Here is a 24,712-nt window from a genome sequence, read left to right on the forward strand (position 1 = left end):
CCCCACGTCCATACCCACACGATACCACGAACACGTGTTCGACACAAGGACTCTGTACAGGATTCACCGATTTGTCGAGCGCGACGGCCAGGGGCACGTCGTGGACTCGAAGTTCGGCCCCGGCGCCGTTTCGCGCACCACGAACCCACACCGCGGCCTTCCCGGTGCATCGTCGAACAAAGCGACGATCCGGTGCCACGACGCCGACTAGGGTCACGCCGCGACGGGACCACAGCTGGAGGTGGCAATGGGTTGGCTGAAGGACATCGGGCGGATTCTGCAGGGCGAGACTGCGACGCCGGCGGAGAAACTGCTGTACGGACGGGTCGACGATGTCGTGGGCTGGGACCACGATCCGGAGCCGGTGAAGCCCGGCACCGCCTACATGCAGTTCTGGCTCCAGGAGATGTGGCTGCAGGACGAACGCTCGTGGCTCGACCACTTCGCACCGCTGGTGTACAGCGTCGTCAAGCTGCGTTTCGGGGACGAGGAGGTCGAGATCCCGGCGACGCTCGGGGACTTCAGGTTCGCGGGCTCGGACGACCTGCGCCATCTGCAGGGGACACTCCGGGCGAACTACCCGATGACCCCTCCGCTCCCCTACAACGGCGGCGTCGTCGAGCTGTCGGCTGCGCTCGTCGGAGTGCAGACCCAGAACGGTCTGAAGGAGATGATCACGGCGATGGACCAACTCGCGAAGGTGCTGGCCGTCCCGCAGCTGTCGGCGGTCGTCGGCGTCGCGGGACCCGTCGCGAACACGCTGGATTCGGTGCTCGGACACGGTCAGCAGGAACTCGCGCTCGGGGTCCATCAGGCCTTCAACCACGGCGGAACGGATCAACTTCGTTCCGGCTACTACCTCGCCGCCCGGCACGACGGTGGACCCGAGGCGCTCGATCACTTCACCGTTCGCGATGGCGCCCTCTGCTGGAAACGCGACGGCTTCCCGCTGGTCCGCGAGTTCGACTACATGCTGTTCCGTCTGGAGCTGCTGCCCGAGCGCGACGACCTCGAATACGTCGCATCGATCTTCGACTGGATGGGCAAGGCGGAGGAGGCCGCAGTCGCAGAGCACATGGACGATGCGCGCCAGTTTCTGCGCCAGGCCAGCCTCGCAGCGTGGAAGTCACTCGACCTCACGGCGGCCGATCGCCGACGGGTCCCCGCGGCGCTGCAGGCCAGATTCATCGAGTTCCTCCAGGCGATGGGAATCGCCGGTGACGGCGCGAGCGTGAACGACGAACCGGCGAAGGTCGTCGAGCTGGTCGCGCGCACGTCTCCCGACGAGGCGTTGAATCAGCCGGACGCGGACGTCCTGGCGAAGATCCTTGCCTTCTGAGTCGAGCGACGGTCGTCGCGTCGTCGACCAGCGGGCATTGCACCTGCTCAACGGTCGGGCGGGACTGCACGAATGCGGCCTGACCGGCGCACGTCAGTTCGTCGGACTGCTCGACGACGAGATCACGTTGCCGGCACTCGAACCGTACGTCGAGCGACGATCGACGGTTCAGGTCGGTCGGACAGGCCCGACGCACGGCGACTGGATGGCGGACGGAATCATGCGGTCGGCACCGGGATGTCGGCTCGTGACCGCCTGCCCGTTCGACCACCACGGCCTCGTCTTCCGTGGAGCGATCGAAGCCGGCATGGATTCGATCCGTGCCGATGACCGGGTCCGGCTGGTCAACGTCAGCCTCGAGATTCGACGAACCGCCAGATTCTGTACCGAGGCCGCACCCTGTCGAGCATGCATGTCGTTGCGTCGAGCGGTGGACGACGGCTGGATCGTCGTGGTGTCGGCCGGGAACCAGGCCGAGACCAGCAAGTCGATCACCTGCCCGGCCGCCGAGAGCCGTGGGCTCGTCGTGGCAGCCACCACCGGGCCGCAGGGTTCGTCACGACTACCTGCAGACGGTCCGGTGCACACCGAGACGGGCACATCCATCACCGCAGCGATGATCACCGGCGCGATCGCCTCACTGATGCAGGCCTTCCCGACGCTGGCGATGGACGAGCTTCGCGACGCTCTGGCGGCAACGTCGACCAGGCTGCCGCTCGCGCCGCCCGGATCGGCCGGGGCCGGGCGTCCACAGTTCTTCCGCATCATGCGATACCTGCAACATGGCGGAAGGAACGGCGGCTACGACGTTCGGGCTGCCGAGACATTCGCCAACGACGCCGTGCGTGGCCTCTCGGCTCACAGCGCCGAACACCCGATTCCCGATCACACCGACGACGAGTCGGCCGTGGCCCGCGAGCTTCTCGAACGCTCCGTTCGCTTGGCACCGTGGAGTGGAGAGCTCCACCTGTGGTTGGGGCTGGTCCTGGAGCGACATGACCGTGACGCTGCGCTCGAGGCGGCGAGGGAATCGGCGCGGCTCGATTGGTCGCAACCCGGGGTGCACGACCTCTTCTCCCGATTGCTCCGCCTCGGCGGTGACGAGTTGGGCGCCGACACCGAGCTCGCGGTCGCCGATCGCCTACGGGAACGGGACGAACTCGCCGCGGCCGATGCTCTGTTCGATGGGATGGAGGCTCGATCCAGCGTCGCACGGACGCCCGACGCAACCCAGGGCCCGACGACCTGAACACGACGCGATCCGGCCCCGATCGGCACGCGTCATCGAACCCTCGCCGGGCGGCCGATCACCGCGAACGTGACGGCAGCGGCGTGGCCGACGTTGAGCGAGTCGACGTCGGGCGAGATGGCGATCCGAACCCGATGGGTCGATGCGTCCATCGTCTCGGCCTCCAGGCCATGTCCTTCGGCACCGAGGACGACGGCGACCCGATCGGGAACGTCCATCTCCCAGAGGTCGATCGCGTCGGCATCGGGCGTGAGAGCCCACGTCTCGAAGCCCGCCTCGCCGATGGTGCGCAGCGCGTTCGGCCAATCCTCAGCGTCGGCTCGGGCCACCGGGACGTGCAGGATCTCGCCCATGCTCACCCTCACCGTGCGCCGCTGATACGGATCGTTGCAGGTGGGGCTGATGATCATGCCGTCGATGCCGAACGCACGCGATGCGCGAGCGATCGCTCCGACGTTCTGATCGTCGTTGAGCGCTTCGAGTACGACGAGACGCCGACAGGTTCCGGCCAACTCGGCAACGGTGGGCATCGGAGCACGGAACGCCGACGCGAGGCAACATCGGTCCATGTTGAAGCCGACGACGTCGGCCAGGACCGTTTGCTCGGCGACGTAGACCGGCACCCCGGCCATCTCCGGGCGGGACATCGTGGAAACGAACCGCTTGAGCCGTTTCGGGTGGAGCAGAACCGACCGCATGCGATGCCCCGAGTCGAGCATCCGGTCGATCGGGACATACCCCTCACCCAGGAAGTATTCGTCGCGTTCCATCTCGGCACGCACCGCGATGCTGTTCAGCTCGCGGTAGTCGTCGAGACGCGGATCGGCCGGGTCGACGATGTACGTGACGCCCACGACCGCGTCGACGGTCATCGGTCCATCAACTCGCCGAATGCGGAGCAGTTGGGGTTCTCGCACATCGATGGCTCGCCCGGCGCCTCGGGCGGCAACGCGCTCACTCCGCACGCCGGGCAGATCGGTGAGACATCGCCATCGTCGGTCTCGTCCCACAGGTCACTCATGGAGTCAGTGTCGCTGCCGTCGCGGCATTTCGTCCTGCCGGTGGAACCCTCCGGGCACCTGCCTTGTCAGCCGGCGAGTTCGGCGACGCGCGTTTCCATCTTGCCGATCGCCATCGTCCACCCCTGTCCGCCGGGAGAGTCGGCGGGAACCCCACGGTGGGTCATGGTCATCTGGGTGCGACCGGTCAGGTCGACGAGTTCGACGACGACCGAGGTCTCCATGGGTGTTCCGGCGGGCATCCCCATCTGCTCCGGAGTCATCGCGTTGCCGTCCGCATCGGCCATGGCCTCGGTGTAGACGAGGCGGGTCGTGGGATCGACCTCGAGGTACTCGCCGACGAAGTACATCTGCATCTTCCCGTCCGGGGTCGCCATCTCCATGGCGATGTGACGACGCCCTCCGACCCGGACGTCCATCTCCGCCGTCGGAATCGTCGCGCCCATCGGGCCGTACCACTGCGCGAAGTGCTCCGAGTCGGTCCACATCGCCCAGATCACGTCGATCGGTGCATCGAAGGTGCGTTCGATCCGTACGTCTTTGGTGTCAGTCATGTGGGGCATCTCCTGGTGGTTGGGTTCTCTCGAGTTCGCGGACGTAGTCGTCCATGCGATCGAATCGGTCGTCCCAGATGTGGCGGTACTGGTCGGTCCAGTCGGAGACCTCCGCGAGCCGCGTGGCGTCGATGGTGCACGGCCTGAACTGCGCCCGGCGACCGCGGGTGATGAGCCCGGCGTGCTCGAGCACCTTGATGTGCTTGGAGACCGCCGGAAGCGTCAGGTCGAACGGCGCGGCCAGATCGTTCACGCTCGCCTCGCCCTCGGCGAGTCGGGCGAGGATCGCACGCCGGGTCGAGTTCGCGAGGGCGGCGAACGTCTCGTCGAGTCGCTCGTCATCGCGTACTGCGGCCGCTGCTGCTGGCATCGCTCACCTCCATAGTTTCCGTAGTGCTTAATTAACCCATACGGAAACTAACAGAGGAAGATCGATTCGTCAAGCGACGAGCGCTGCCGCCACCACGGCGTTGAGTCACATGGCGTCGACCTGCGGCATGATCTCTTCCTTCAGCTGCTTGAGATCGTCCAGTGTCTTCGACACCGGGACGTCGCTGAACGGCGGCCAGATCAGCGGCATCGTCAATCCGGCCTCCTTCATGGCCTTGAGGTTGTCCGCGATCTGTTGCGCTGTACCGATCAAGAGATTGCTGCCCTTGCCGAGGTTGGACTGATCGCTCTTCTCCTCCGTGATCACGAACCAGCACATGCTGCAGATCTCCAGATCGTCCACGGAATGCGGGCCCTCGAGCTCGTCGAGCTCGCGAGCCATGGCTCCGCGCCATTCGGCCAGTTCCTCGGGCCGATCCTGGATCCCGATCCATCCGGCCAGGTTGTATTTCGCGATGCGGTTCGCCGACCGCTTCGGATCCTTGAGTCCGCTCATGAAGATCGGTGGGTGCGGATCCTGAACAGGTTTGGCTCCGAAGCCACAGGGGTCGAAGTCGGCGAACTCACCGTGGTATTCGAACAGTTCGTTCGTCCAGATGCCCTGCATGATCTCGATGGTCTCGCGCACGTGCTTGTGCCGCTTGGGGAAGATGTGCGACGCACTCGCGGCCGCGAACTCCTCGGGCATCCAGCCCGCCCCGACGCCCACGTTGAGTCGGCCGTTCGAGAGGTGATCGATCGTCGCGAGTTCCGTCGCCAGCACACCGGGAGAACGGTAGGGCGTGTCGGTGATGCTCATCCCGATGCGCACCTTGGATGTCTTGGCAGCCAGCCACGGGATGAGCGGATAGCCCTGCAGCCACTGGCCCCGGGCGGACACCGGGAGTTGCTTCGGGAATCCCTCCATCATGCCGAACGAGTGCACGAGTTCTTCGCGGTCCGATGCTTCGGGGACGACGATGCGGTCGAGCGTCCACACCGAGTCGAAGTCGAGATCCTCGGCGAGTTGGGTGAGATCTTCGAGCTCGGCGACGGAGACCTCGTCGCGGAAGTTGGGCAGGTAGAGAGCGAGTTTCATGAGAGTGTTCCTCCGGTTTGATTGGTCGTCGTCATCTGGTCGTGAACGTCATCGTGCGGTCAAGGTCATTGGGCGGTCAAGCCGCCGTCGATCACGAGCTCGGAACCGGTGACCCACGTCGACTCGTCGGAGGCGAGGTAGAGCACACCCCAGGCGATGTCCATCGGGACGCCGGGTCGACCGAGGGGGTGGGCTTCCCCGAGCGCATCGAAAAACGCGTCGCGATCACCGGTGTTGTCTCCGAGGAGCTGCACCATCGGGGTCCACGTGTAGCTCGGGTGCACCGAGTTCACCCGGATGTTGTATCCCGACTTGGCGACGTGCAGCGCAGCCGACTTGCTGAATAGTCGAACCGCACCCTTCGACGCGTTGTAGGCCGCGAGATTCTCGATGCCGACGAGGCCGGCGACCGACGAGATGTTCACGATCGACCCACCCTTTGGGTCCTGCGCTTTCATCACCTTGATCGCTGCCCGCGTCCCGAGGAACACCGCTTCGTTGTTGATCGCGTTGACGTGGCGAAACCCTTCGAGCGTCGTGTCTTCGACGTTCGCGTCCAACACCACGCCGGCGTTGTTGACGACCACGTCGAGGCGTCCGTGTCGGTCGATGATGCCGGACGTGATCTCGTCCCACGCCGCCTCGTCGGTGACGTCCTGGTGGATGTACTCGGCGATTCCGCCGTCCTCGTTGATCGATGCCGCGAGTGCATCGCCTTCGGCGTCGAGCACGTCGGTGAGGATCACGGTGGCGCCCTCCGTGGCCATGGTTCGGCCGGTCGCTTCACCGAGTCCCCTCGCTCCCCCGGTGATCAATGCAACTTTTCCTTCGACTCTTCCCACAGAATTCCCCTTCGTTCGTGAGTCGTCGTGTCCGGACGACTCGTTGACGAACCGAAAGGTACCGATGTGTCGATGGGCACACCAGGAGCCGACGCGTCATGCCCGACGGTGCATTCGCGTCATTCCCGAGGTGTCCCCCGATGGCTACGATCCGGCGGGTCCGGCCCGTTTCGCAAGGGTGTTGCCCGCCATGAAAATCCTGATCGTCGACGACGACCCGGCCACGGTCACCTTCATGCGCCTCGCGTTCGTCTCGGCCGGCCACGACGTGACGACGGCCTCGTCGGTCGGCGAAGCCATCGGATGCGCACGCGACGAGACCCCCGATGTGGTCCTGTCCGACTTGGCCTTCGGAAGCGCGCTCGGCCAACACCTCGATGGAGGCCACGACGGCTGTTCGTTTGCCCGGACGCTTCGTGCCACCCCGGCCACAGCCGACGTCGGGCTGCTCGCGGTCAGCGGCGCCGGCTCACCCGATGTTCTGCGCGACACGACCGACAGCGGCTTCGACGGGTTCGTGTCGAAGCCAGTCGATCTGGCGGCGTTGCTCGATCGGGTCGACCGGCTGGGTGAGCTGGTTGCGACCCGCCGGACCGAGCAGGACCCGGCCGATCACGCGTAGAGCGCGGTCGGGTTCGCACCATTTCGTGACAAGCGGTCCGATCGCATCGTCGACGATGACGGATCGCCAGGTGTGGGTCGATTCCGCGGGAGCTCGACCCAGAAGCAGCTCCCCGTCCCGGGCGTACTGTCGACCCCGATCCGGCCGCCCATCTCGTCCATCAGCCGAGCGCTCAGTGCAAGCCCCAGCCCGGTTCCCTTCGGTTCGGTCGTCTGGTCGTGGTCGAGGCGGTGGAAGGGTTGGAACAGCTCCGCCATCGATTCGGACGAGATGCCCGGACCTGAGTCGGTGATGCTGATCCGCACCATCTTCTCGATGGTGGCCGCGACCTCGACGCGGACCCGGCCGCCCACCGGCGTGTACTTGACGGCATTGGCGATCAGGTTGATCAGCACCTGGCGGACACATCGCTGATCGGCGTGAACCCGATGCGCGTCGACCGTCGGCGGCACGATCAGTTCGATGTCTCGCTCCGTCGCCAGTGGCCGCACGAGATCGAGTACCTCGCCGATGACCGCGCCGGATTCGAGATCCTCGGCAACGACCGAGAGCTGACCGGCTTCGATCCGGGAAAGGTCCAGCAGGTCGTCGATCAGGTCACGAAGATGCTGCCCCGCGCGCACGATCTGATCGACGCTGTCCGCCCGCTGGTCGGGATCGAGCTCGACCATCTGCATGACCTGGGCGAACCCGAGGATGGCGTTCAACGGCGTCCGGAGCTCGTGGCTCACCAGCGTCAGGAAGTCGGTCTTGGCCTTGTTGGATGCGTCCGCCCCGAACAGACGGTGGTGTTCGATGGCGATGGCGGCGAGGTAGGTGAACCGTTCGACGAGTTGCACGGCCGTCTCGTCGGGGAACCACACCCCTGCCGTGTAGACGGCGAACGTGCCGAGCACCTCCCCGCGCTCGGCAACGATCGGCGTCGACCAGCACGACCGGACCCCGTGCGCGCTGGCGAGATCGCGGAACTGGACCCAGTTCTCGTCGGTCGTGACGTCACTGGCGATGACGGGTCGTCCGGTGAACGCGGCCGTGCCGCACGAGCCTTGGCCGAGCCCGATCTGAACCCCGTCGATCCCATCGCAATACGCGGCGGGAAGCTTGGCCGCCGCCCCGTGGTGGAGGGTTCGCCCGTGACGGAGGAGCAGCACCGAACAAGCGGCGTGAGGAAGCTGGTTCTCGATGGCCGCGACGATCGCGTCGAGCGACTCGGCCAGCGGGACGTGTCGAACCACGCCTTCGAGGATGCTGGCCTGCGCCGTGGCCTGGTCGACGTTCGCCAGTCCGAAACCGGTCGGCTCCGGTGATGGCGTGGCGCCGGTCGACGGAGGCAGCGCATCGAGGTGCTCGCTCGCTTCCTCGACCAGACCGGCGATCTGCTGCAGCGCGTCGAGCGGGTCGATGACACCGCTCCGACCGACCTCGGCGGCCAGCCCGATGACGTTCAGGGCACCGGCGAGATCGTGCCGAACCAGACGAGGCGAGCGTGCGGTCCCGGTCTCAATGGAGTCCGGGCCGAACGCGACGCGACAGGTGTGCGACGATCGTGCCGAGTCCGTGGTCATGTGGTCACCCCTCAGTTGCTGACCCCTACTCCGAACTCTGCCACATCCACAACCGACCAATGAGGCGGGAGAGCCGTGCCAGAACAGCAAGACCCCGGTCCGACGCCGGAGGTCCGGGTGGTGATCGTCGACGACCACCGTGTGCTCGCGGAACTCCTGACGGCGGCATTGTCTGCGAGTGACGAGGTCGCCGTGATCGAATCGGTCGGCACCGTGGCGGATGCGGTTGCCCGGGTCGGCGCCCTGCAGCCCGACGTGGTCATCCTCGACTACGACCTGCCCGACTCCGACGGCGTGTCCGCAGTGTCGTCGATCAAAACCGCCTGTACGACGTGTCGCGTTCTGATGCTGACGTCGTACACGGATCCGGTCATCCTGAGCGAGGCCTTCGATGCCGGATGCGATGGATTCGTCACCAAGCGGAACGGCGCGTCGGAGATCCTGTCTGCGGTGTTGGCAGTCGCTTCCGACGAGACCCCGGTGTCGCCCGACATGATGCGATCGCTGGTCCGCCGCGACGATGGCGCCGTCGGCTCGGATCTCACCGAACGCGAGCTGGACGTCCTGCGCAGTGCATCCCTCGGACGCACCAACAAGGAGATCGCCGCGGAGCTGTATCTGAGCGTCAACACGGTGCGCAACCACATGCAACACGTGCTCAACAAGCTCGGCGCGCATTCCAAACTCGAGGCCACGGCCATCGCCGTTCAGGCGGGGATCCTCCGACGCTGACCTCAGATCGACGTCGGTCAGCCGTCAGCCTCAGCCTGGAGTCGATCCCGCAGTTCCCGCTTGAGGACCTTGCCGTAGTTGTTGGTCGGCAGGTCCTCGACGAAGCGGTAGTCCTTCGGTCGCTTGAACCTCGCGATGTGGTCGAGACACATCCGATCGAGGTCGTCGGCCGATGGAGGACTGGTGCCGTCCTCGGCGACCACGAAGGCGACGACCGCCTCACCCCACTCGGAGTCGGGCCGGCCGACGACCGAGACCGCGCGAACATCGGGATGACGGAGCAACGTCTCTTCGACCTCGCGCGGATAGATGTTCATTCCGCCGCTGATGATCAGATCCTTGGAGCGATCGCGCAGGGTAAGGAACCCGTTCTCGTCGAAGCTGCCGACGTCGCCGGTGTGCAGCCAGCCACCGCGCATCGCCTCCGCCGTGGCATCGGGCTGGTTCCAGTACCCGGCCATGACGACATCGCCGCGTACGACCACCTCACCGATCTCGCCCGCGGGAAGGGTGCAATCGTCGTTGTCGACCACTCGGACCTCGACATCGGTTCGCGGGAACCCGACGCTCTGCACGCGATCGACCCACCGTGGATCGGCGCGATCGGCGTGGTCGGCCTTGGACAGCGCGGAGATCGTCATCGGCGTTTCACCCTGGCCGTAGATCTGGGCGAGGCGGTCTCCGAACACGGCCAGGGCATCCTCCAGATCAGCCAGATACATCGGGGCTCCGCCGTAGATGATGCTCTTCAGGTCGGAGAGGTCGGCGCCCGCCAGCGCGGGATCGCCGGCCAGGCGCTTCACCATGATCGGCGCGGCGAAGAACGACATGCCGGGCCAGCGCTCGAGGAGGGACAGAAGCTCGTCGCCGTCGAGGCTGCCGGATTGCGGCACGACGTTCACGGCACCGCGGGCGACGTGGACGAGCGCGTACATCCCCGAACCGTGCGACAGCGGCGCGGCGTGCAGCACGCTGTGGCCGGGCATCACCGAGTCGATGTCGGCAAGGTGGCTCAGCGACATCATCAGCAGATTGCGATGCGTGAGCGTCGCACCCTTGGGCCGACCGGTGGTCCCGCTGGTGTAGAACAACCACGCCGCATCATCTGGTCGCCGGTCGGTGAGCACCGCCGGCGCCGATGCCGTGAGTTGGTTCCATCGCTCGCCGGGCGCAACGACCAGCGCCTGCAGCGACGCCACCGTGTCGACCAGCGCTTCGATGTCGTCGACATGGTCGTCATCGGTCACGACGACGCTGGTCCCGCTGTCGTCGAGGATGTAGGCGACCTCGTCACGGTGGAGGCGAGCGTTGACCGGCACTGCGACGAGGCCGGCATGCCAGATGGCGAAGAGAACCTCGAGATACTCCGGTCGGTTCGCCATGAAGATTGCAACGCGGTCGCCGGGCGACAGTCCGAACTCGTCGCGCAGGCCGGTGGCTGCCGCTGCCGTTCGAGCGGCGAACGTCGCCCAGTCGGCGTGGATTCGTTCGCCTCCGGCCAATGCCGGCGCTCCGGGCCGCCTCCGACCGTGTCGTTCGACCCAGACGGCAAGGTTCACGAGACGAAGGCTTCCTCGACGTCGGGTACACGTTCGTTGACGAACTGTTGGTCGGCCACGCACGAAGAGTAGGTCCTGCGGGTCGACCGGGGACAGGCGCGGCTCAGCCCCGAACCGTCGAGGTAGGTTCCGCCCATGAGGCTGGCAGAGGATGACGCGCGGAGACGCCTCGCCGAGCACGACCACGCGATCCTGTGCACGACGCACGCCGACAGGGGGATCGATGCCGTCCCCGTGTGCTTCGCTGTCGAGGACGGACACGTGGGAGTGCCGATCGATCTCGTCAAGCCCAAGGCCTCCAAGCGACTGCAGCGGGAGCGGAACCTCGAAGCCGATCCATCTGCCACGATGCTCGTCGAGCGGTGGGACCCGAACGACTGGTCCCAGCTGTGGTGGGTGCGCGCAGAACTTCGCTGGCAGCCCGACGCAGCCGATCGAGCCTCAGCCCTGTCCGATCGGCTGGCCGAGCGCTATTCGCAGTACCGGGACCAGCCGTTCGCCCGAGTCCTGGTGCTCGAGGTCGTAGCCGTGTCGGGTTGGGCTGCGAGCACGACCTGACCAGCCCAGCCGCTCGAATGACCGACGCGTCGTTCGTGCGTCGTCCCGATCCGGTAGAAGTTCGACATGACGAATCACACGACCGACAATCAATCACCCGAGATCGTCGAGGTCGAGCCACGCGTGACCGCGTCGGTGCGCGCCGTCGTCTCAATGTCGGAGATCCGAGAGTTCTTCGACCGCTCGTTCGGCTTGCTCGCCGGGGTCATCGAACGCCAGAAGCTGACGATCACGGGGCCGGCGTTCGCGCTGTACCGGGGCGAGCCCGGCGAGACCGCCGATGTCGAGCTCGGCTTCGAGACCGACCCCCAGCCCACGCCCGAGGGTGATGTGACGGTGGGTCGACTGCGAGGCGGTCGCGTCGCTCGAACCGTCCACGTCGGCAACTACGACAACCTCGCCACATCGTGGCAACGCCTCCGGGATTGGATCGATGACCAGGGATTGTCTGCCGCCGCGGAGTTCTGGGAGGTCTACCTCACCGAACCGACGCCAGATGCCGATCCCGACGACATGCGGACCGAGCTGAACTGGCCGATCGCCGATTGACCAGCCGCTGCCCGCAGATCCAGACGCCCGGCAACAACCCGATCCAGACCGATCCTCCCAATCGTCGGGCGCGAGTCGACGCTGGACGTTCAGACACCTGTTTCGGCCCGAGGACTTCGTCGGGAATCGCTGACAGCAGATCGCCGCTGTCGGGCAGGTAGCTGACCCAGTTCTTCGCCGCCGAGATGCTGGCTCCGCGCATACCATCGCCGGCGTGGACAGTCCGCCGCCGAGGATCGCAACGGCGGATGACGCGGCAGCGATCGGCCGGCTGCTCCACGACTTCAACACGGAGTTCGACACGCCCTCTCCGGGCGCAGCGGTGCTCGGCGAACGACTTGTCCGTCTGCTCAGCGGACCGTCGATGTTCGCGATCCTCGTCGGCGAGCCGGCACTCGCCGTCGCTCTCGTTTCCGTGCGCCCCAACGTCTGGTACGAGGGAAACGTCGGCCTGCTCGACGAACTGTACGTCGTCCCCGAACGACGCAACCGAGGTATCGGGTCCGCCATCCTCCAGCTGCTCCACGAGCACTCCGCAGTGAGCCGTATCGACGCGATCGAGATCAACATCGACGAGGGCGACGTCGACGCACGCAGATTCTACGAACGCCACGGTTACTCATCGATCGAGCCGGACACGGGCGAAAGTGCCCTGTACTACTTCCGGGAACTCGTCTCTCCTCCACCGGCCGGCACGAGCAGCTGAACTGTCGGGGCGCGTGGCCGGACGGGCCTCACCGCCCACACCGTCACCCACCGCTCTCCTCGCGTATCCCGGGGGCTCTCGCTCGCCATCGGTGCGGTCGCGGCCCTCGGTGCCCTGACCGCCTGCGGTGGATCCGATGACGCGTCCGACACCACCGCCGCACCTCAGGTCGAGGAAGCCCCGACCGATTCCGACCCCGGAGCGACACCGGCCGACACCACGGGTGCCGGCGAGGACGAAGCACCGTCCCCTGGGTCCAGGTCGGCCACGCTGGCGTTGAGCGACGGCACGACCTACACGTTCGCGATGTCGACGTGCGAGACATCGGAGAACGGCGCCGACGGGCTCCCCCGAGAGGCGGACGGCCTCGATCTCGGCCGGGCAATTGTTGACGCCACCGGAGATGATCATGTCGATCTTGCGGTCCGAGAGATACAGGAAGCCGTCGTCGTCGAGAGATCCGATGTCGCCGAACGTGAACACGACTTCGAGGGGCGTGCGAACAAAGGTCGGGAGTGCGCTCAAGAACGCGCTCGTCGCCGGTGGCGTCCGGCTGCAGTCGGGCTGGGAGTGATATCATGCGATACCAACGATTGAAGGAGTGAGCGATGAGCGACATTCTGATCCGTGATGTACCCGACGACGTGTTGGCCGCGATCGACGCCAAGGCGCACAGTGCCGGCCTGTCTCGAACTGAGTACCTGCGACGGACTCTTGCACGCGAGCGAAGCGAAGCGCTCCTCGACGTCACCGCGGACGATCTTGCCGCGTTCGCTGACACGTTCGCCGACCTCGGCGATGACACGGTCATGGACGCTGCCTGGCGGTGACAACCTGGCTGATCGACAAGTCCGCGCTGGTACGGCTCGCCGCCAGCCCAGAAGCTGCCACCTGGGCCACCCGAATTGAGCGCGGGCGCGTCCGTATCAGCACACTCACCCGGCTCGAGATCGGCTTCTCTGCGCGGTCGGCGAACGAGCTACGACAGAGCGCAACCAGGCCGCCACTTGCATCAATGCCCGTCGAGTACCTCACCGTGAGGATCGAGGACCGCGCTGTCGCAATCCAACTCGCACTCGCAGACCTTGGACAACACCTCGCCCCGTCGATCCCCGACGTCCTCATCGCTGCAACCGCTGAAGCTGCCGGGCTCACCGTCTTGCATCTCGACAAGGACTTCGAGCTCATTGCCGAAGTCACCGGTCAACCAGTCGAGCGGCTCACAGTCGCTGCCGACACCTGATCATCGTCCCGTACGCTCGCCCACCGTCCCAAGGGCAACGCCACGATCGCGAAGCACGCATCTCAGCGGTGTCCCAAGCGGCCTCGACCCGCTCCAGATCAGCACCGATGCGCTCGGTCAGGGGCTCCAGAACACGCACTCCGCTGCAGCGTCCGCTTCTCGATCGCCCAACTCGAACAGTTCGTCGGCGATCTCACCTCCTGATGCGGCTCACGTCGCCGAACGGCGAATCCACCGTCGCGACCGGAATGCCGAAGCCCACCCCGGTGGCACGTGAACCGAAAACGAAAGAAGCCCAGGTCGTATGACCTGGGCCTTCTTCGTGGAGCTAAGGAGAATCGAACTCCTGACCTCTTCCATGCCATGGAAGCGCTCTACCAACTGAGCTATAGCCCCATTTTGTGCGACGACGGATGATATCGCCGTCAGTTCCACTTCAAACGAGGAACATCTCCGTAGAGCCGCTCGATCTCGTAGAACTCGCGCATTTCCTGGTGGAACACGTGGACGATCACGTCGCCGTAGTCGATCAGGATCCACTGCTTCTCGCGATGACCCTCGGTGCGCACGGGGGACCGACCCAGGTCAGCTTTGGCCGCTGCCTCGATGTCATCCGCGACCGATTCGACCAGCCGGCTGTTCGAGGCGCTGACGACGACGAACCATCCGGCGATGGCCAACACGTCTCCCACGTCGAGGATGAGGATGTCCTCACCCTTTTTGTCGTCGGCGGTCCGAGCGGCGTGCAACGCCAACTCTCGCCCGTCGTCGGGCAGGTCCGCGCCCTCGACGCTCGTCGTCTCGATTTCAGCCATCGTCGACGACGGTATCGCTGGATGTGTCAGGAACCGGCGAGTCGACGGTGTCTCCCTCGTCCGATTCGGCATCGTTCGGGGTTTCGGACAGGTCGAAGTCCGCCTCTTGGCTCTCGGCCTCGGCCTCCGCTGCCTGCTCCCGCTCGATCGTCAAGAACTCGTCACGCTGCTCCAGGAAGTCCGTTCCGAGTACCACGACGACGTCGATACCGTCGATGAGCCATTCGGACACGAGTACCTCGGCATCGCCGAAGAATCGCGCACTCAGTGCCCGGACGACATCCTCCATCGACTCGTCCGCAACCAACAGCTGAGTCTGGGCCGGGACTCCGTCGGGGTCCGTCGCCAAGTCCACACCGACGACGTTGGCCCGGGCGAACAGCAGCTCGTTGATGAACCGCCGGGTCATCGACACCTTGGTGATCGGTGTTCCGTCGACGGCATCGCCGAGCTCCGACACCTCGTCGTCGTCGAATCCGACTTTGAGCGACAGCGTGAGCGCATCGTTCGGCGTCGAGACAAGGCCGGGTGAGACGCCACCGAAGATGAGCAGCGCGTCCGGACGGTCCACGAGCACGAAGTCGGCATCCGTCTCGTTGTCCGCCGCCCGAGCGTTCGACTCGTCGATGTCGAGCGGGCGAACACCGACGTCGCCGGCGAACAATCGCTTCCAGAGCTCGTCGAACGTCTCGGGCGGGATCGGCCGGTCGTCGTCGTCCATCGGAGCCTCCACGTCGGAGCCGGCCGACGCCGCAATCGCCTCCCACAGCTCGACATCGGACGCGTGGTGGTCGTACGAATCACCCGATCCATCGATGGCGGTGAGGGAGTCGACCATGTCGACGGTATCAAGCGTCGCCTCGCCGCTGCGTACGACGGTCCCCGAACCCGACGAGTCGGAATCGACGACCGTGTCGGAGAGTTCGACGTCGAACGGGGCGAGCGGCTCGAGGAGAGCGGACAACTCGTCCGGTCCTGCCACCGTCACCTGTTCGAGCGTCAGGGTGAGGAGCGGCTCGAGTTCGGAGACGAGTTCGGCAGCTTGGTCGGGGTCACCCGGCGTGTAGGGCTGGCGGCTCACCGGGAGCCGCTCCGGACCGAACCCGTTGGTCTGGTCGACATTGACCGGCACGACCACGATGCTGCCCCCGACGCCCGACGGCTCCAGTGTGAGCACGGCGATCGACGTCAGCCGGTCCAGATCGTCGACCACACCGATCACGGCGTTCGGAGTGTTCGGGAACATCACGACCTCGCGGGTTTCCACCTCGGGAGCACGTCCCTCGCGCGACCCCCGCAAGGTCGTGACCGCGACGACCGAGATGACGATCAACGCCACGACGCCGACAGCAGCGAGTCCGGCCCCGACGATCGTGAACCGACGCCGGCGGTCGGCGCTCGCGGTCATGAAGCACTCTGTTCGCGGGCCAGATACAGACCCCGATCGTCGATGACCTCGAGAACGGCATCGGTGAGCAGGTAATCGAGCGGCCGCCCGTCGGAGAACCGCGACCGGAGATCGGTACTCGACACCTCGAGTCGGGGCACCTCGACGCGAATCCAGTCGACCGTCTCGTCGAGACCCACCGGGGTTCCGGGCCGGTCCACCACCACGAGCCGGGACCGCTCGATCACTTCGGCACTGCGTTCCCACGTGTGGAGGCCGGCTGCAGCGTCGTCGCCCACGATCGTGAACAGCTCGGCACCCGGAAACTCCTGTGACACGACCCGCAGCGTGTCAGCGGTGTAGCTGTTTCCACCCAGGTCGATCTCTTGGCGCCCCGGCACCAGCCCGGGCACGGCGGCGACGGCCGCCGACACCATCGCGAGCCGATCCTCCGCCGGGGTGATGTCCCGACTCCCGTCCTTCTGCCACGGAACGTTGGCGACCATCAGGATCACCAGGTCGAGATCGAGAGCGTGGTGGACGTTGATCGCGGTGACGAGGTGCCCGACGTGCGGCGGATCGAAGGTCCCTCCGAACAATCCGACCCGGGTGGGCGCACCGTCGTGGAGCTGCGGAGTCTCGGCTCGGGACACGAGGGCCAACCCTACGAGACAACGACGTCGACGAGCGGTTTCACACCGACAGGAAACCGTCCGGTGGGGGGCTTGACACGTCTGTTACTGTCAACTGTCCCCCAAATCACCCCCTTATCGGTTTCACACGGATTTCCCTCGGGTAATCCACGTCCATCAGCGCGCGTCGCTCGGATCGCTCACTTCATGCCGCTCACCCGCGGCGAGTCCACGATCCTGCCGCTCGCCGGCCGTGTGTCACACGGCACAACCGAAACCGGAATCCCCAACACAACGAATGGTTGTACGAAGCATCATGAATGACTCCATTGGCCTCTACTTGAACGATATCGGAAAGGTTCCGCTCCTCACCGCGGAAGACGAGCGCGAGCTCTCCCGTGTCATCGAGACGGGCCGCGAAGCACAAGAGCAGCTCGACAACGGCAAGCGCGGCGTCGCCCTCAAGCGCCAGGTCCGCGAAGCAGCCAAGGCGAAGGACCGGTTCATCCGCTCCAACCTCCGACTGGTCGTCTCGATCGCACGTCGCTACCCCCTCCCCCAGGGCATGGACCTGCTCGACCTCATCCAGGAGGGCAACCTCGGCCTCGAGCACGCCGTCGACAAGTTCGACTGGCGCCGCGGGTTCAAGTTCTCCACCTACGCCACCTTCTGGATCCGCCAGGCCATCGGCCGTGCGCTCGACCAGAAGGCCAGCCTCATCCGCATCCCGGGTGATCGTTCCGCCAGCCTCCGTGCTGCGCTGCGCCAGGCCAGCGGCGACGGCGAGACGCTCGACCAGCAGAACGCCGAACTGCATCGCCTCACCACGCCGGTCAGCCTCGACAAGACCGTCGGTGACGACGGCGATGCCACGCTCGGTGACCTGATGGCCAACGGCGACACCACTCCCGAGGATGCCGTGATGGCACTCGTCGAGAGCGACCTGCTCGACGAACTGCTCGACACCCTCGACGCCCGGGCCCGTTTCGCCGTCGAGGCCCGTTTCGGCCTCGTCGACGGAGAGCGCAAGAGCTTCCGCGAAGTCGGCGAGCAGCTCGGTGTGACCGCCGAGGCCGCACGCCGGCTCGTGAGCCGGGCCGTCGCCGGACTCCGAGACGACGCCGAGCGGATCCTCGCCGTCTGATCAGGGCCTCACGGCCCAACCGATTCGAATCGAAGCCGTCGGAGCAATCCGGCGGCTTCGGTCGTTTTCGGCCCCGATAGCGTGGCCGCATGAGTCGTGAGCAGTGGTCGCCGTCAACCTGGAAAGAGCATCGGGTCGGCCAACAACCCCGGTGGCCCGACCCCGGGGCGCTCGAGCAGTCGCTGAAGACGGTCTCGGCGATGCCGCCACTGATCTTCGCCGAGGAGGCACGTTCGCTCCAGAGCCACCTCGGGCAGGTCGCCGCCGGCAACGCGTTCCTCCTGCAGGCCGGCGACTGTGCCGAGAGCTTCGAGGAGTTCTCCGCCGACAACATCCGCGAGAAGCTGCGGGTGATCCTCCAGATGGCGATCATCCTGACGTACTCCGTCGGGGTTCCGACCGTCAAGATCGGGCGGATGGCCGGTCAGTTCGCCAAGCCGCGTTCGTCGGACTTCGAGAAGATCGGCGACCTCGAGATCCAGTCGTTCCGCGGACACATCGTCAACGACCCCACGTCGACCGAGGCGGCACGGATGCCGAACCCCGAGCGGCTCGTGCAGGCCTACAACCAATCCGCCTCGACCCTCAACCTGTTGCGGGCCTTCACCAAGGGGGGCTTCGCCGACCTGTCCCGGGTCCACTCGTGGACGCAGGAATTCGTCGCAGCGAGTCCCGCCGGCCAGCGCTACGAACAACTCGCCTCCGAGATCGACCGGGCGCTGTCGTTCATGCGCGCGTGCGGCGTCGAGACCGAGCAGAATGCCAGCCTCTCCGAGGTCGACGTCTACACGTCACACGAGGCCTTGATCCTCGGGTACGAAGAAGCGCTCACCCGGAAGGACTCGCTGACCGGCTCGTGGTACGACTGCTCGGCGCACATGCTGTGGATCGGCGAGCGCACGCGTGATCTCGACGGAGCGCACGTCGAGTTCCTGCGCGGCGTCGGCAACCCGATCGGATGCAAGGTCGGCCCGACCACCACCGCCGAGTACCTGATCGAACTCTGCGAAGTGCTCAACCCGTCGCGCATCCCCGGACGACTCACCCTCATCACGCGCATGGGTGCGGACAAGATCGAGGACGGCCTCCGGCCGCTCCTCCGCGCCGTCACCGATTCGGGGCATCCCGTCGTCTGGGCGTGTGACCCGATGCACGGCAACACGTTCACGTCCGAGAGCGGACGCAAGACCCGTGCCTTCGACGACATCGTCGCCGAGATCGGCGGCTTCGTACGCGCCCACCGGGCCGAGGGCACCTGGCCCGGCGGCATCCACATCGAACTCACCGGCGACGACGTCACCGAGTGTCTCGGTGGGGCCGAGGAGTTGAGCGACAGCCAGCTCGACGACCGGTACCAGACCGTCTGCGACCCACGGCTCAACGGCCGCCAGAGCGTCGACCTGGCGTTCCGTGTGGCCGAGCTCATCCGCGACTTCACCTGATCCGGCGAACGGGACCGGGACGCAGGCGACCATGACCCGGGCACTCGACCTCACGTCCGAGTGGCCGGTTCCGACGGTCGCTGCCGCCGCCATCCACAAGGGCACGGTCGTCGATGCAATCGGCCCGGGCGACCATCTCTTCCGGTTGGCGTCGATCAGCAAGACGATCACAGCCTGGGTCTGTCTGATCGGTGTCGAGGAAGGCATCATCGACCTCGCCGACCCCGTCGGACCCGACGACGGGACGGGTCGCACGCTGCGCCACGTGCTCGCTCACGCCGGTGGTTACGGGTTCGAAGCGGACGACCGGATCATCGAACCCGAGAAGCGCCGCATCTACGGCAACGCCGGAATCGAGGTCGCCGCCGACCACCTGGCGAATGCCGCCGGGATGCCGTTCGGCGAGTACCTGCAGATCGGCGTGCTCGACCCGCTCGACATGGCCGCCACCGACCTGCGCGGATCACCGGCTCATCAGATGTGGTCGAGCGTCGACGACCTCGCGCGCTTCATCGGCGAGACCACGCAGCCGACTCTGATCTCGGCTGAGACCGCCGCGGTGGCGCTCCGTCCGCACTTCCCCACGCTGGGCGGTATCGTTCCGGGCGTGGGTCGTTTCGACACGTGCCCCTGGGGACTGGGGTTCGAGATCAAGGGGGACAAGGCTCCCCACTGGACCGGCACGCGCAACACGCCGGACACGTACGGGCACTTCGGGGGTGCTGGCACGATGATGTGGGTCGACCCGGGGCACGACCGCCTGGGGATGATCGCATTGACCGACCGGGGCTTCGATGAATGGGCCGACGACGCATTGAGGTGCTGGCCCGAGATCTCCGATGCCGTGATCGAGGAGTTCACCGGGGCCAGCTGATGACCGAGACTCATCGCTTCCGCCACGGGGATCGCATCCGGTATGCGACCCAGGACGAGGATGGTTTTCCGTTGGTCAGGTATGGCTTCGTCGGTGGGGTGACCGATGAAGGAGGCCCGGTGGTCGTGATGCTCGACGGCGAACTCGGTGGCGACGTCGTCGATCTCGACACGATCGAACCGGTCAGCATCTGCAACGTCACGCTGAAGCTCGACGGCGGAGACCTCCTCGATGATCCTGCGCTCCGGCTCGGCCTGATCAGCCTGTGGGAGGCCGAAGCCGAGGACGCCGGACTGCAGATCGCCGGGATCCGCCCGATCGACACGGCGCGGCCGAGCCGCAACGGGTGCGAACTGGCCGAACTCACCGCCGCCGGTGATCAGTACACGCTTCGTGCGGTCCCGTGCCCGACCGAGGACGCGATCCTGATCCACTGCTCCCGCCCGTCCCCATGGGCGTTCTGATCCGCGCACTCGCGCCGCAGATCCACCGACTTTCACCTCGCCCACAACGTTCTCGACCCCGATCCGTTGCACATGGTGCAACAGATCGGGGCCGAGAAGAAGTGGAGAGTGCGCTGAAGCGGGCGCCTCAGAGGCGTTCGATGATCATGGCCATGCCCTGACCGCCACCGACGCACATCGTCTCGAGGCCGATCGTCTTGTCCTCGCTCTGGAGGTTGTTGATCAGCGTCGTCATGATGCGTGCACCGGTCATGCCGAACGGGTGGCCCAGGGCGATCGCGCCGCCGTTCACGTTCACCTGATCGAGGCTGAACCCGAGGTGCTTCGCCGACGGGATCACCTGGGCGGCGAACGCTTCGTTGATCTCGACGAGATCGATGTCGTCGGCCGACATGCCCGCACGGGCCATCGCCTGGCGGCTCGCCTCGATCGGGCCGAGGCCCATGATCTCGGGGTTGAGGCCGGTCACACCGGACGACACGATGCGCGCGAGCGGCTTGAGGCCCAGCGCCTTCGCCTTCGTGTCGCTCATCACCATCACGGCAGCGGCGCCGTCGTTCAGCGGGCAGGCGTTGCCGGCGGTGATCTGACCGTCGGGGCGGAACACCGGCTTGAGCCCGGCGAGCTTCTCGGCAGTGGTTCCGTCACGCGGGCCGTCGTCGACCGACACCACGGTGCCGTCCGGGAGGGTGAGCGGGGTGATCTCGTTCTCGAAGTGACCACGCTGCTGCGCGGCGACCGCACGCTGCTGGCTGCGTGCACCGAACTCGTCCATCTCTTCGCGAGTGACACCTTCGACCTCGCGGACGTTCTCGGCTGTCTGACCCATCGCGATGTAGAAGTCGGGAAGACCCTCGGTCTGCGGGGTCCAGTCGGGCTGTCCACCCTCAGCGCGGAGCGCGGTGCGCTCGCCCGGGCCCTTGAAGATCGGGTTCGGTGCGGTGTCGGATGCGCCCGAGCCGTACCGGCTCACGGCCTCGACACCCGCCGAGATGAAGCAGTCGCCTTCGCCGGCCTTGATGGCGTGGGCCGCCATGCGGATCGTCTGCAGCGACGACGAGCAGTACCGGTTGACGGTGACACCCGGGACCTCGTCGAGGCCGGCCAATCCGGCGACCATCCGGCCGATGTTGAATCCGGCCTCTCCGGCGGGCTGGCCACAGCCCATGATCAGGTCCTCGACGTCGGATGCCTGGACCTCGGGCACCTTCTCCATCAATGCACGGACGATCTGCGCCGACATGTCGTCGGGGCGGAGGTCGACGAGCGACCCCTTCATGGCGCGCCCGATCGGGCTGCGGGCGGTTGCGACGATCACTGCTTCGGTCATGGAACCCACGCTAGTTACCGATCGGTAGTGATCCCAATCGCCCGACCGATCGATCAGCGCGTGTCGACGACGCGGAATGCTTCGGCACTCGATCCGGCGGGCAGTCCGTGCTCGGCCGCGATGCTCTGCCACCAGGTACGGACACGCTCCTCGATGGCGGCGAGATCACGGTGCTGGCTGCGATGACACAGCAGCGCCTCGATCTTGCGGTCGAGTTGTTCGGTGATGTCGACCACGCCCTGCCCCTCGAGGCCGAACGGAATCCAGACCTCGTCGACGCTCCAGTCGTCGAGTTCCGCGACGGGACGGCCCGGGAACGCGAAGGGATTGCGTGCGTCCGGGTACACCGCAGCCATCGTCGCTTCACCGGTGGCGATGTGGTCGGGATGCGATCCGTACGTCGAGTTCAGATCCCGGACCGGGAGCTGCGTGATCACGACCTGGGGTCGAACCGTGCGGATGACGACGCTGATGTCGTGGCGCAGATCGAGGTCGGCGACGACGCTGCCGTCCATGTGGCCGAGGAAATACAGGTCGCTCACGCCGACCGTGGCCGCGGCCTCGGTCTGCTCCCGGCGACGGATCGTCGCCATCTCGTCGCGCGGGATCGAGTGATCGAAACCTCCGGCCTGACCGTCGGTCACGAGGCAATAGGTCACCTCGACGCCGGCATCGGTGAGCTGGGCCACGGTTCCAGCGGCTCCGAAATCGACGTCGTCCGGGTGGGCCATGACCGCGAGGACGCGCTCGATCTCGTGGGGTTTCAGCATGAACGACAGTCTGCCGCCCCGCGGATGCGGACTCCGACCACGCGCGCTCCCTATCGTGGCGGTTCATGACCAACATCGACGTCGACATCGCGCTGAACGAGATCGACCTGTCCGACATCGAGTTCTGGGCCGGTCCCCGCGACGTTCGCGAAGCCGTCTTCCGAACCCTCCGCGACACACCCGGCCTCCCGCACTTCGACGAGCGCGTCATCGAGGAGTCGCCGTTCCCGCCGGGACCGGGCTACCGGGCGTTGACGCGCCACGAGGACATCTGGTTCGTCAGCCGGAACCCGGCACTCTTCTGCTCCGGGCACGGATCGAACATCGGTGACCTCCCCGTCGAGATGAACGAGTTCTTCGGCTCGATGATCAACATGGACGACCCGAAGCACTTCCGGCTCCGCTCGATCGTGTCCAAGGGATTCACGCCCAAGGAGGTCAACCGCGTCGAAGGCCTGGTCGTCGAGAAGGCGAAGGTGATCGTCGAACGGATCCAGGAACAGTTCCCCGAGAAGCGGTGCGACTTCGTCGAACACGTCGCAGCGGCGCTGCCGCTCGAGATCATCTGCGACATGATGGGCATTCCGGCCGAGGACTACTCGAAGATCTTCGGCTGGACGAACACGATCCTCGGCGTCGGCGACCCCGAGTTCGTCACCTCCTACGAGGATCTGATGACGCACTCGCTGGAGATGTTCACCTACGCGCAGGCCCTCGGCGAGGACCGCCGCGCCAACCCGCAGGACGACATCACCTCGGTGATGATGGCCGCCGAGGTCGACGGCGAGCAGTTGTCCCCGCAGGAGTTCGGCTCGTTCTTCATCCTGCTCGTCGTGGCCGGGAACGAGACCACCCGCAACGCGATCAGCCACGGGATGAAGGCGCTGACCGATCATCCCGACCAGCGCGACCTGCTGTACGGCGAGTACGACACGCACGCGAAGTCGGCGATGGAGGAGATCGTCCGCTGGTCGACGCCGGTCATCCATTTCCGACGGACGGCCACCGAGGACACCGAGATCAACGGGACACCGATCGCGGCCGGCGAGAAGGTCGTCATGTTCTACAACTCGGGCAATCGGGACGAACGGGTCTTCGACGACCCGTATGCGTTCGACATCACGCGGACGATGCAGCCGGCGCAGATCGGGTTCGGTGCCGGCGGTCCGCACTTCTGCCTCGGTGCGAACCTCGCTCGTCGAGAGATGGCGGTCATGTTCGACGAGATCCGTCGCAGCCTGCCCTCGCTGCGGATCAGCGGCGAGCCCGCCTACCTCGAATCGAACTTCATCAACGGAATCAAGCGTCTCCCGTGTGAATGGGTCTGACCACGCACGGACCGGCAGCGCGATCGCCGCGCTGACCCGCGTCGGCATCCTCCTCTTCGCGGGATGGACGCTCTGGCTGTTCCAGGTGATGTACCGCGTTACGCAGCTGTCCGAATCGCGCTTCTCGACCGCCTGGGAAGAACGCCTGCAGGCACTCGCCTTCCTCACGTTCCCACCGAACATCTCGTTGTTCGCGCTCGCGGCGACGGCAGCCGCATCGGCGACATGGCTTGCAGGACCGACCCAGACGTTGGGCCTAGCGGTGCTGCTCCGCAGCCTGCGGTGGACCGCCAACGCACTCGTCGTGGTCGCCGCCCTGTCGATCCTCGTCGAACTGTTCGGCCAACCGGCCGGCATCGACACCATCGAAACCGTCGCGTTCCGCCTCGGCGGGCTCGTCGCCCTCGTCGGTCTGTCCTATCTCTGTCTCGCCGCCGGACGCACCGCCCCCGGCGGCTGAGTATCAACTGGGGTCAGACGCCAGTTGATACGCACCGGAGATGCACATTGGTGCCTGGCAC

The 24,712-nt window shown here is 66.1% G+C and carries 30 protein-coding genes and 1 tRNA gene; 17 read left to right on the forward strand and 14 right to left on the reverse strand.

What is annotated here, in order from left to right; genetic code table 11:
- The 3 genes from WBV89_RS01100 to WBV89_RS01110 form a co-directional block, all read left to right on the forward strand.
- A partial coding sequence (locus tag WBV89_RS01100) for a hypothetical protein (protein WP_423979492.1) occupies window positions 1-211 on the forward strand: 211 nt, incomplete at its 5' end.
- A 36-nt stretch (window positions 212-247) separates the two neighbouring features.
- The gene (locus WBV89_RS01105; RefSeq protein WP_423979493.1) at window positions 248-1,339 is read left to right on the forward strand and encodes a hypothetical protein; all 1,092 of its coding nucleotides are present in this window, start codon (window positions 248-250) and stop codon (window positions 1,337-1,339) included.
- Window positions 1,329-2,588 (forward strand): S8 family serine peptidase, encoded by a 1,260-nt coding sequence (locus WBV89_RS01110; protein ID WP_423979494.1) that lies wholly within the window; start codon window positions 1,329-1,331, stop codon window positions 2,586-2,588. The genes WBV89_RS01105 and WBV89_RS01110 overlap by 11 nt, the downstream gene beginning before the upstream one ends.
- Window positions 2,589-2,620: 32 nt before the next feature.
- On the opposite strand, the gene WBV89_RS01115 is transcribed toward WBV89_RS01110, so the two are convergent.
- From WBV89_RS01115 to WBV89_RS01140, 6 genes are all read right to left on the reverse strand, one after another.
- The gene (locus tag WBV89_RS01115) at window positions 2,621-3,460 is read right to left on the reverse strand and encodes a TrmH family RNA methyltransferase (protein WP_423979495.1); all 840 of its coding nucleotides are present in this window, start codon (window positions 3,458-3,460) and stop codon (window positions 2,621-2,623) included.
- A complete protein-coding gene (locus tag WBV89_RS01120; protein WP_423979496.1) occupies window positions 3,457-3,609 on the reverse strand; it encodes a hypothetical protein in 153 nt (50 codons plus the stop codon). Before WBV89_RS01120 ends, WBV89_RS01115 begins: the two co-directional genes overlap by 4 nt.
- A 66-nt stretch (window positions 3,610-3,675) precedes the next feature.
- Window positions 3,676-4,161, reverse strand: coding sequence for an SRPBCC family protein (locus WBV89_RS01125; RefSeq protein ID WP_423979497.1), 486 nt, complete (start codon window positions 4,159-4,161; stop codon window positions 3,676-3,678).
- Window positions 4,154-4,531, reverse strand: coding sequence for an ArsR/SmtB family transcription factor (locus WBV89_RS01130; RefSeq protein WP_423979498.1), 378 nt, complete (start codon window positions 4,529-4,531; stop codon window positions 4,154-4,156). Before WBV89_RS01130 ends, WBV89_RS01125 begins: the two co-directional genes overlap by 8 nt.
- A 105-nt stretch (window positions 4,532-4,636) precedes the next feature.
- Entirely contained in the window at window positions 4,637-5,629 is a 993-nt protein-coding gene (locus WBV89_RS01135; protein WP_423979499.1) for an LLM class flavin-dependent oxidoreductase, read from the reverse strand.
- Window positions 5,630-5,694: 65 nt separating this feature from the next.
- Window positions 5,695-6,471 (reverse strand): glucose 1-dehydrogenase, encoded by a 777-nt coding sequence (locus WBV89_RS01140; RefSeq protein WP_423979500.1) that lies wholly within the window; start codon window positions 6,469-6,471, stop codon window positions 5,695-5,697.
- A 190-nt stretch (window positions 6,472-6,661) separates the two neighbouring features.
- On the opposite strand from WBV89_RS01140, the gene WBV89_RS01145 reads away from it, so the two are divergent.
- Window positions 6,662-7,093 (forward strand): response regulator, encoded by a 432-nt coding sequence (locus WBV89_RS01145; protein WP_423979501.1) that lies wholly within the window; start codon window positions 6,662-6,664, stop codon window positions 7,091-7,093.
- Here WBV89_RS01145 and WBV89_RS01150 read toward each other — a convergent pair.
- On the reverse strand, window positions 7,084-8,658 hold the full coding sequence (locus WBV89_RS01150; RefSeq protein ID WP_423979502.1) for a GAF domain-containing sensor histidine kinase: 1,575 nt from the start codon (window positions 8,656-8,658) through the stop codon (window positions 7,084-7,086). The genes WBV89_RS01145 and WBV89_RS01150 overlap by 10 nt on opposite strands.
- Before the next feature lie 75 nt (window positions 8,659-8,733).
- Here WBV89_RS01150 and WBV89_RS01155 point away from each other — a divergent pair, with 75 nt between their 5' ends.
- Entirely contained in the window at window positions 8,734-9,390 is a 657-nt protein-coding gene (locus WBV89_RS01155; RefSeq protein WP_423979503.1) for a response regulator, read from the forward strand.
- Between the two features lie 17 nt (window positions 9,391-9,407).
- On the opposite strand, the gene WBV89_RS01160 is transcribed toward WBV89_RS01155, so the two are convergent.
- Window positions 9,408-10,949, reverse strand: coding sequence for an AMP-binding protein (locus WBV89_RS01160; protein ID WP_423979504.1), 1,542 nt, complete (start codon window positions 10,947-10,949; stop codon window positions 9,408-9,410).
- Window positions 10,950-11,084: 135 nt separating this feature from the next.
- On the opposite strand from WBV89_RS01160, the gene WBV89_RS01165 reads away from it, so the two are divergent.
- From WBV89_RS01165 to WBV89_RS01190, 6 genes are all read left to right on the forward strand, one after another.
- Window positions 11,085-11,507 (forward strand): pyridoxamine 5'-phosphate oxidase family protein, encoded by a 423-nt coding sequence (locus WBV89_RS01165; RefSeq protein WP_423979505.1) that lies wholly within the window; start codon window positions 11,085-11,087, stop codon window positions 11,505-11,507.
- Between the two features lie 66 nt (window positions 11,508-11,573).
- Window positions 11,574-12,056, forward strand: a complete 483-nt coding sequence (locus WBV89_RS01170) for a GyrI-like domain-containing protein (protein WP_423979506.1) — start codon at window positions 11,574-11,576, stop codon at window positions 12,054-12,056.
- Between the two features lie 214 nt (window positions 12,057-12,270).
- Window positions 12,271-12,762 carry a GNAT family N-acetyltransferase gene (locus tag WBV89_RS01175; RefSeq protein ID WP_423979507.1) on the forward strand — a complete coding sequence of 164 codons (492 nt, stop codon included), beginning with the start codon at window positions 12,271-12,273 and terminating at the stop codon, window positions 12,760-12,762.
- Between the two features lie 276 nt (window positions 12,763-13,038).
- The gene (locus WBV89_RS01180; protein WP_423979522.1) at window positions 13,039-13,359 is read left to right on the forward strand and encodes a hypothetical protein; all 321 of its coding nucleotides are present in this window, start codon (window positions 13,039-13,041) and stop codon (window positions 13,357-13,359) included.
- Window positions 13,360-13,370: 11 nt separating this feature from the next.
- Window positions 13,371-13,592 carry an antitoxin gene (locus WBV89_RS01185; protein ID WP_423979508.1) on the forward strand — a complete coding sequence of 74 codons (222 nt, stop codon included), beginning with the start codon at window positions 13,371-13,373 and terminating at the stop codon, window positions 13,590-13,592.
- Window positions 13,583-14,005, forward strand: a complete 423-nt coding sequence (locus tag WBV89_RS01190) for a PIN domain nuclease (RefSeq protein WP_423979520.1) — start codon at window positions 13,583-13,585, stop codon at window positions 14,003-14,005. Before WBV89_RS01185 ends, WBV89_RS01190 begins: the two co-directional genes overlap by 10 nt.
- Before the next feature lie 323 nt (window positions 14,006-14,328).
- Here the strand turns inward: WBV89_RS01190 and WBV89_RS01195 are convergent.
- From WBV89_RS01195 to nadD, 4 genes are all read right to left on the reverse strand, one after another.
- Window positions 14,329-14,401: transfer RNA gene (locus WBV89_RS01195), tRNA-Ala, on the reverse strand.
- A 29-nt stretch (window positions 14,402-14,430) separates the two neighbouring features.
- On the reverse strand, window positions 14,431-14,820 hold the full coding sequence (rsfS, locus tag WBV89_RS01200; RefSeq protein WP_423979509.1) for a ribosome silencing factor: 390 nt from the start codon (window positions 14,818-14,820) through the stop codon (window positions 14,431-14,433).
- Entirely contained in the window at window positions 14,813-16,228 is a 1,416-nt protein-coding gene (locus tag WBV89_RS01205) for a hypothetical protein (protein WP_423979510.1), read from the reverse strand. Before WBV89_RS01205 ends, rsfS begins: the two co-directional genes overlap by 8 nt.
- Window positions 16,225-16,860 (reverse strand): nicotinate-nucleotide adenylyltransferase, encoded by a 636-nt coding sequence (gene nadD, locus WBV89_RS01210; RefSeq protein WP_423979511.1) that lies wholly within the window; start codon window positions 16,858-16,860, stop codon window positions 16,225-16,227. Before nadD ends, WBV89_RS01205 begins: the two co-directional genes overlap by 4 nt.
- A 295-nt stretch (window positions 16,861-17,155) precedes the next feature.
- On the opposite strand from nadD, the gene WBV89_RS01215 reads away from it, so the two are divergent.
- The 4 genes from WBV89_RS01215 (at window position 17,156) to WBV89_RS01230 (ending at window position 20,763) form a co-directional block, all read left to right on the forward strand.
- Window positions 17,156-17,983: a sigma-70 family RNA polymerase sigma factor gene (locus WBV89_RS01215; protein WP_423979512.1), complete on the forward strand. Its 828-nt coding sequence runs from the start codon at window positions 17,156-17,158 to the stop codon at window positions 17,981-17,983.
- Window positions 17,984-18,072: 89 nt separating this feature from the next.
- Window positions 18,073-19,425, forward strand: a complete 1,353-nt coding sequence (locus WBV89_RS01220; RefSeq protein ID WP_423979513.1) for a class II 3-deoxy-7-phosphoheptulonate synthase — start codon at window positions 18,073-18,075, stop codon at window positions 19,423-19,425.
- Window positions 19,426-19,456: 31 nt separating this feature from the next.
- Window positions 19,457-20,299, forward strand: coding sequence for a serine hydrolase domain-containing protein (locus WBV89_RS01225; RefSeq protein ID WP_423979514.1), 843 nt, complete (start codon window positions 19,457-19,459; stop codon window positions 20,297-20,299).
- On the forward strand, window positions 20,299-20,763 hold the full coding sequence (locus WBV89_RS01230; RefSeq protein ID WP_423979515.1) for a hypothetical protein: 465 nt from the start codon (window positions 20,299-20,301) through the stop codon (window positions 20,761-20,763). The genes WBV89_RS01225 and WBV89_RS01230 overlap by 1 nt, the downstream gene beginning before the upstream one ends.
- A 127-nt stretch (window positions 20,764-20,890) precedes the next feature.
- Here the strand turns inward: WBV89_RS01230 and WBV89_RS01235 are convergent, their stop codons facing one another.
- Both WBV89_RS01235 and WBV89_RS01240 read right to left on the reverse strand, forming a co-directional pair.
- Window positions 20,891-22,093, reverse strand: a complete 1,203-nt coding sequence (locus WBV89_RS01235; RefSeq protein WP_423979516.1) for an acetyl-CoA C-acetyltransferase — start codon at window positions 22,091-22,093, stop codon at window positions 20,891-20,893.
- Window positions 22,094-22,146: 53 nt separating this feature from the next.
- On the reverse strand, window positions 22,147-22,863 hold the full coding sequence (locus WBV89_RS01240) for a PIG-L deacetylase family protein (RefSeq protein ID WP_423979517.1): 717 nt from the start codon (window positions 22,861-22,863) through the stop codon (window positions 22,147-22,149).
- A gap of 65 nt (window positions 22,864-22,928) precedes the next feature.
- Between WBV89_RS01240 and WBV89_RS01245 the strand changes: the two genes are divergently transcribed.
- Together WBV89_RS01245 and WBV89_RS01250 are read left to right on the forward strand one after the other, a co-directional pair.
- The gene (locus WBV89_RS01245) at window positions 22,929-24,191 is read left to right on the forward strand and encodes a cytochrome P450 (RefSeq protein WP_423979518.1); all 1,263 of its coding nucleotides are present in this window, start codon (window positions 22,929-22,931) and stop codon (window positions 24,189-24,191) included.
- The gene (locus WBV89_RS01250; RefSeq protein WP_423979519.1) at window positions 24,178-24,651 is read left to right on the forward strand and encodes a hypothetical protein; all 474 of its coding nucleotides are present in this window, start codon (window positions 24,178-24,180) and stop codon (window positions 24,649-24,651) included. The genes WBV89_RS01245 and WBV89_RS01250 overlap by 14 nt, the downstream gene beginning before the upstream one ends.
- The last annotated feature ends 61 nt before the right edge of the window (window positions 24,652-24,712 follow it).

The organism is Ilumatobacter sp., from assembly GCF_049588435.1.
In the GTDB taxonomy this organism is placed as follows: domain Bacteria; phylum Actinomycetota; class Acidimicrobiia; order Acidimicrobiales; family Ilumatobacteraceae; genus Ilumatobacter_A.

What these genes read in the sequence shown, in the direction of transcription:
- WBV89_RS01215 (WP_423979512.1), top strand. Translation starts at nt 17,156, where the DNA reads ATGAATGACTCCATTGGCCTCTACTTGAACGATATCGGAAAGGTTCCG.
- rsfS (WP_423979509.1), bottom strand. Translation starts at nt 14,820, where the DNA reads ATGGCTGAAATCGAGACGACGAGCGTCGAGGGCGCGGACCTGCCCGAC.
- WBV89_RS01165 (WP_423979505.1), top strand. Translation starts at nt 11,085, where the DNA reads ATGAGGCTGGCAGAGGATGACGCGCGGAGACGCCTCGCCGAGCACGAC.
- WBV89_RS01135 (WP_423979499.1), bottom strand. Translation starts at nt 5,629, where the DNA reads ATGAAACTCGCTCTCTACCTGCCCAACTTCCGCGACGAGGTCTCCGTC.
- WBV89_RS01240 (WP_423979517.1), bottom strand. Translation starts at nt 22,863, where the DNA reads ATGCTGAAACCCCACGAGATCGAGCGCGTCCTCGCGGTCATGGCCCAC.
- WBV89_RS01105 (WP_423979493.1), top strand. Translation starts at nt 248, where the DNA reads ATGGGTTGGCTGAAGGACATCGGGCGGATTCTGCAGGGCGAGACTGCG.
- WBV89_RS01225 (WP_423979514.1), top strand. Translation starts at nt 19,457, where the DNA reads ATGACCCGGGCACTCGACCTCACGTCCGAGTGGCCGGTTCCGACGGTC.
- WBV89_RS01150 (WP_423979502.1), bottom strand. Translation starts at nt 8,658, where the DNA reads ATGACCACGGACTCGGCACGATCGTCGCACACCTGTCGCGTCGCGTTC.
- WBV89_RS01125 (WP_423979497.1), bottom strand. Translation starts at nt 4,161, where the DNA reads ATGACTGACACCAAAGACGTACGGATCGAACGCACCTTCGATGCACCG.
- WBV89_RS01220 (WP_423979513.1), top strand. Translation starts at nt 18,073, where the DNA reads ATGAGTCGTGAGCAGTGGTCGCCGTCAACCTGGAAAGAGCATCGGGTC.
- WBV89_RS01170 (WP_423979506.1), top strand. Translation starts at nt 11,574, where the DNA reads ATGACGAATCACACGACCGACAATCAATCACCCGAGATCGTCGAGGTC.
- WBV89_RS01130 (WP_423979498.1), bottom strand. Translation starts at nt 4,531, where the DNA reads ATGCCAGCAGCAGCGGCCGCAGTACGCGATGACGAGCGACTCGACGAG.
- WBV89_RS01145 (WP_423979501.1), top strand. Translation starts at nt 6,662, where the DNA reads ATGAAAATCCTGATCGTCGACGACGACCCGGCCACGGTCACCTTCATG.
- WBV89_RS01205 (WP_423979510.1), bottom strand. Translation starts at nt 16,228, where the DNA reads ATGACCGCGAGCGCCGACCGCCGGCGTCGGTTCACGATCGTCGGGGCC.
- WBV89_RS01235 (WP_423979516.1), bottom strand. Translation starts at nt 22,093, where the DNA reads ATGACCGAAGCAGTGATCGTCGCAACCGCCCGCAGCCCGATCGGGCGC.
- WBV89_RS01185 (WP_423979508.1), top strand. Translation starts at nt 13,371, where the DNA reads ATGAGCGACATTCTGATCCGTGATGTACCCGACGACGTGTTGGCCGCG.
- WBV89_RS01115 (WP_423979495.1), bottom strand. Translation starts at nt 3,460, where the DNA reads ATGACCGTCGACGCGGTCGTGGGCGTCACGTACATCGTCGACCCGGCC.
- WBV89_RS01230 (WP_423979515.1), top strand. Translation starts at nt 20,299, where the DNA reads ATGACCGAGACTCATCGCTTCCGCCACGGGGATCGCATCCGGTATGCG.
- WBV89_RS01245 (WP_423979518.1), top strand. Translation starts at nt 22,929, where the DNA reads ATGACCAACATCGACGTCGACATCGCGCTGAACGAGATCGACCTGTCC.
- WBV89_RS01120 (WP_423979496.1), bottom strand. Translation starts at nt 3,609, where the DNA reads ATGAGTGACCTGTGGGACGAGACCGACGATGGCGATGTCTCACCGATC.